We start from the raw sequence: 4,875 nt of genomic DNA, 5'->3' as shown, positions 1-4,875 counted from the left end.
GATGGTCGACGCGCTGAACAGCTGTGCGGCCTCGCGCAAGGTCGTCGGCAGGTGGTCGACGCCCGCCTCGTAGGCGTTGCCCTCGAACCGCTCGGGCAGGGCCAACTCGTTCTCGATGCCGTACAGGCCACCGGCGATGATCGCCGAGATGCCCATGTACGGGTTCACGTCGCCGCCGGGCACCCGGTTCTCGACCCGCAGCCCCGATCCGCTGCCGATCACGCGCAGCGCACAGGTACGGTTGTCGATGCCCCAGGCCACGCCGGTCGGGGCGAAGCTGCCCTTCGCGAAGCGCTTGTACGAGTTGATGTTAGGCGCATACAGCAGCGTGAACTCGCGCAGGGTGGCGAGGATGCCGGCGATCCAGTGCTCCATGACGGGGCTGAAGCCGTGCGCACCGTCGCCGGCCATCACCGGCGTCCCGTCGTCGGCGCGCAGGGAGAGGTGGATGTGACAGCTGTTGCCCTCGCGCTCGTTGAACTTCGCCATGAACGTGAGCGACTGCCCGTGCTGCGCGGCGATCTCCTTCGCGCCGTTCTTGTAGATCACGTGCTGGTCGGCCGTCTCGCGCACCTCGGCGTAGCGGAACGCGATCTCCTGCTGTCCGAGGTTGCACTCGCCCTTCACGCCTTCGCAGTAGAGACCCGCTCCGTCCATGCCGAGGCGGATGTCGCGCAGCAGCGGTTCCATGCGGGTCGAGGCCTGCAGGTTGTAGTCGACGTTGTAGTCGGTGGCCGGTGTCAGCCCCTCGTACTTGCGCGCCCAGGCGTCGCGGTAGGTGTTCTCGAACACGATGAACTCGAGCTCGGTGCCGGAGAAGGCCGTCCATCCGCGCTCTGCGAGCCGGTCGCGCTGCCGGTCGAGGATCGCGCGCGGCGAGGGGCCGACGGGCTCGCCGTTCTGCCAGACCAGGTCGGCCATGATCAGCACGCTGCCCTCGAGCCACGGCATCCGCCGCAGGGTCGCGACATCAGGGCGCAGCACCATGTCGCCGTAGCCGCGGTTCCAGCCCGACATCGCGTAGCCGTCGACCGTGTTCATGTCGACGTCGACGGACAGCAGGTAGTCGCAGGCCTCGGCGCCGTGATGCAGGATGTCCTCCTGGAACAGCCGCGCGGAGACCCGCTTTCCGACCAGCCGACCCTGCGCATCGGCGAAGGCCACGATCACCGTGTCGATCTCACCGGCGGCGATGCCGGCATCCAGCTGCTCGATGCTGAGGTTTCCCGTCATCTTCTCGCTCCCGTCGTCGTGGTGAAGCGATCGACCGACCGGCTTCGCCATCAGAGTAGATCACTGTCGCGTTTAAAGGTAGACGAAACCACCATTGACTGCCACAATCATCCGCAAGGTGCACCCGGCGCCTGTGTGCATGCGAACGGAGAGCGGATGTCTGAGCAGAGCAATGAATCCCGCAAGGTCGCTGGGGCGACCTATACACGTGCCGGGAGCGAGTACTTCGAGAAACGGACGCTGAAGAGATCCGCCGGCGTCTGGGGCCTGTGGGGCCTCGCGGTCGCTGCCGTCATCTCCGGCGACTTCTCCGGCTGGAACTTCGGCATCGACTTCGCGGGCTTCGGCGGGATGCTGATCGCCTTCGCGATCCTCGTGCTCATGTACTACGGCATGATCTTCGCGATCGGCGAGATGGCCGCGATGATGCCGCACACCGGTGGCGCGTACTCCTTCGCACGATCGGCGATGGGACCCTGGGGTGGTCTCGTGACCGGGGCGGCCGAGACGATCGAGTACGTCGCCACCACGGCGGTGATCGTCTACTTCTCGGCGTCGTATGCGAACGGCATCACCAGTGAGCTGCTCGGCCTCGAGCTGCCGGGGTGGGCCTGGTACCTCATCCTCTACATCGTCTTCATCGCTCTGAACTCCGCGGGTGCGGCGATCTCCTTCCGCTTCGCGATCGTCGTCTCGATCATCTCGATCGGCATCATCCTGGTCTTCTCCGCGATGGCGGTCTTCTCCGGCGCCTTCAGCTGGGACGCACTGTGGGACATCGCTCCCGACCCCGGCCAGACGGAGTTCCTGCCGCACGGCGTGCTGCCGATCCTGTTCGCTCTCCCGTTCGCGATGTGGTTCTTCCTCGGTATCGAAGAACTGCCGCTGGCCGCCGAGGAGTCGCACAACCCGACCCGCGACATCCCGAAGGCCGGATTCTGGGCTCGCGGCACGCTCATCGTCACGGGTCTGCTCGTGCTGTTCCTGAACACCGGCGTGATCGGCGCCGAGGCCACCGGCACTGCGGGCGAGCCGCTGCTCGACGGCTTCCGTGCGATCGTCGGCGATCAGCTCGCCGCCGTGCTCGCCCTCTTCGCCCTCATCGGACTGCTCGCCTCGCTGCAGGGGATCATGTTCGCCTACGGCCGCAACATGTACTCGCTGTCACGCGCCGGCTACTACCCGCGCTTCCTGTCACTGACCGGCAAGCGCCAGACCCCGTGGGTCGCCCTCGTCGTGGGTGCGGCGATCGGCTTCGTCGCCCTCATCGTGCTCGACGTCCTCGCAGCCGTCGACGCCGAGGGTGCGGGTTCCGTCGCCGGTGCGATCGTGCTGAACATCGCCGTGTGGGGAGCCGTGCTGGCCTACGGCCTCCAGCTGGTCTCGTTCATGATCCTGCGCAAGAAGTACCCGAACGTCGACCGTCCGTACCGCAGCCCGTGGGGCATCCCCGGCGCCGCGGTCGCGCTGGTGATCGCCGCGCTGATCTTCGTCGGGTTCCTGCTCAACCCCACGTTCGGCCCGGCGATCGTCGCGATCGCGATCGTCTACGTCGTGATCCTGCTCGGGTTCGGACTCTTCTTCCGACACCGCCTGGTGCTATCCCCCGAGGAGGAGTACGCGATCTCGGGCGGCACCCACGGCGACCCGCAGGCCGAGGGCTACGACGCCATGGAGGGTGAGGTCTTCGACGACAGCGGCAGGTGAATCACCGCGCAGCGCCTCGACGACTCCGTCGGGGCGCTGTGTCGTGCCCGGCTCGGAACGCCCTACTTGCGGTCGAAGTCGAAGGCCTTGAGGAGTTCGACGACGGCCTTGTCGCGCTCCTCGCCGCCCTCGTCGAACATGTGGGTGACGTGTGTGCGGAGGTGGTTCTCCAGCAGCAGGCGGTTCAACGACTCCAGCGAGCGCTGGATGGCGCGGGACTGCGTGATGATGTCCATGCAGTACTCCTCGTTCTCGATCATCCGCGCGACGCCGCGCATCTGGCCCTCGAGGATGCTGGTGCGGTGCAGAGCACGCTTCTTGATGTCTTCGATCACCCCTTGAGGGTACTCGTCCGTCGAGGCGGACGGCTGTCTGAGCACCGAGACACCGCACCTGCGCCGTCGGCACCGCGACGACGACGGCGTGAAAGGATGACGTCATGCCGCGAACACCGATGGCGATGCTGTCCCCCTCCGACCAGGAGCGCCTGCGCGCGCTCCGAAGAATGAAGGCCGTCGCCCTCGGAGCTCTGGTGTTCATGGCCGTCGTCTTCGTGTTCGCCTTCGCGTTCCAGCAGCGGTTCGAGGGGCTCGCCTATGTGCGCGCTGCGGCCGAGGGCGGCATGGTGGGTGCGCTCGCGGACTGGTTCGCCGTCACCGCATTGTTCCGCCGTCCGCTCGGCCTCCCGATCCCGCACACCGCGATCATCCCCAACCGCAAGGACGAGATCGGCCGCACGCTCGGCGAGTTCGTGGAGACGAACTTCCTCGCCGCCGACGTGGTGCGCACCAAGTTGTCGAGCACGCGGATCGCGCTCCGCGCGGGCGAATGGCTGCGCGAAGCCCCGCACGCCGAGCGAGTGGGCGCCGAGGGCGCGACCATCGCCACGGCCGTGCTCAACGCGCTGAGCGATGATGATGTACGAGACCTCATCACCGACCTCGCCCGTGAGCACCTGGTCGACCCCGAGTGGGGTCCGCCCGCGGGAGCCTGGCTCGAGAAGATCGTCGAGGCCGACGCCCATCACGGCGCCGTCGACCTGGCCGCCGACAGCATCGCGCGCTGGCTCGACGCGAATGCCGAATCGTTCAGCGGACTCGTCTCCCGTCGCCTGCCAGGATGGGTGCCGAAGCTGGCTCATCGCTTCGTCGACGACACGGTCTACCACGAGGCCGTCAAGTTCGTGCATGCCGTGCAGGCCGACCCGCATCACCCGGCCCGCATCGCCGTCGACGGGTATCTGACGCGTCTGGCGGACAGTCTGCAGAACGACCCGGCGACCCGCGCGAAGCTCGAGAACGCCAAGGCCTCGCTCTTCGACAGCCCGCGTGTGGGCGCCCTGGCCGCCGAGGCGTGGAACACCGCGAAGAACGGTCTGCTCAGCGCCCTCGCAGATCCGGAGAGCGGTCTGCGCCGCCGCGCGGTACAGGCCCTGCAGGAGGTCGGAGAACGCCTCACGACCGACACCGCGCTGCAGCACCGCGTCGACACCTGGGTGTCGGACGCGGCCGTATTCCTCGTCGACCGCTACCGGCACGACATCGCCTCGATCATCACCGACACCGTCGAGCGCTGGGACCCGGCCGAGACGACCGAGAAGATCGAGCTGATGGTCGGCCGCGACCTGCAGTACATCCGACTGAACGGCACGTTCGTCGGCGCGCTGGCAGGTCTCGTCATCTTCTCCATCGCCCACGCCCTGATCCCCGGAGTCTGATCATGAGCCCCCACACCGCACAGCTCAGCAACGACCCGCTCTGGCCGCGTGCCGGATCCTGGCCCGCATTCGACGGCACCGCCGACGCCGTCGTGCTCCTCGGAGACGACCTCATCGACGAGCGCGACTCGCTCCTCACCGACATGATCGCCGAGCACGAGCGCTCCGGCGCCGCTGTGATAGCGCTCATGGAGGTCGACCCCGCCAACATCCACATG

General features: G+C 67.3%; 4 protein-coding genes and 1 pseudogene. 3 read left to right on the top strand and 2 right to left on the bottom strand.

Translation table 11 applies throughout. The features are described from left to right. A partial coding sequence (locus KZA10_RS08095) for a glutamine synthetase family protein (protein ID WP_218682607.1) occupies window positions 1-1,284 on the bottom strand: 1,284 nt, incomplete at its 3' end. Window positions 1,285-1,389: 105 nt separating this feature from the next. On the opposite strand from KZA10_RS08095, the gene KZA10_RS08090 reads away from it, so the two are divergent. Next, on the top strand, window positions 1,390-2,940 hold the full coding sequence (locus KZA10_RS08090; protein ID WP_141385887.1) for an amino acid permease: 1,551 nt from the start codon (window positions 1,390-1,392) through the stop codon (window positions 2,938-2,940). Between the two features lie 62 nt (window positions 2,941-3,002). On the opposite strand, the gene KZA10_RS08085 is transcribed toward KZA10_RS08090, so the two are convergent. Next, on the bottom strand, window positions 3,003-3,275 hold the full coding sequence (locus KZA10_RS08085; protein WP_017828890.1) for a metal-sensitive transcriptional regulator: 273 nt from the start codon (window positions 3,273-3,275) through the stop codon (window positions 3,003-3,005). Window positions 3,276-3,379: 104 nt separating this feature from the next. Between KZA10_RS08085 and KZA10_RS08080 the strand changes: the two genes are divergently transcribed. Together KZA10_RS08080 and KZA10_RS17905 are read left to right on the top strand one after the other, a co-directional pair. Continuing rightward, window positions 3,380-4,657, top strand: a complete 1,278-nt coding sequence (locus KZA10_RS08080; protein WP_127482781.1) for a DUF445 domain-containing protein — start codon at window positions 3,380-3,382, stop codon at window positions 4,655-4,657. Between the two features lie 2 nt (window positions 4,658-4,659). Next, a pseudogene (locus KZA10_RS17905) lies at window positions 4,660-4,875 on the top strand (hypothetical protein); the annotation flags it as partial.

Origin of the sequence: Microbacterium sp. BF1, assembly GCF_019279095.1 — a bacterium.
Lineage (GTDB): Bacteria > Actinomycetota > Actinomycetes > Actinomycetales > Microbacteriaceae > Microbacterium > Microbacterium maritypicum.
This window is presented reverse-complemented; position numbering and strand designations above follow the sequence as displayed.

Bases quoted from the DNA above. Each gene is read 5' to 3' on its own strand.
- KZA10_RS08090 (WP_141385887.1), top strand. From the start codon at position 1,390: ATGTCTGAGCAGAGCAATGAATCCCGCAAGGTCGCTGGGGCGACCTAT.
- KZA10_RS08080 (WP_127482781.1), top strand. From the start codon at position 3,380: ATGCCGCGAACACCGATGGCGATGCTGTCCCCCTCCGACCAGGAGCGC.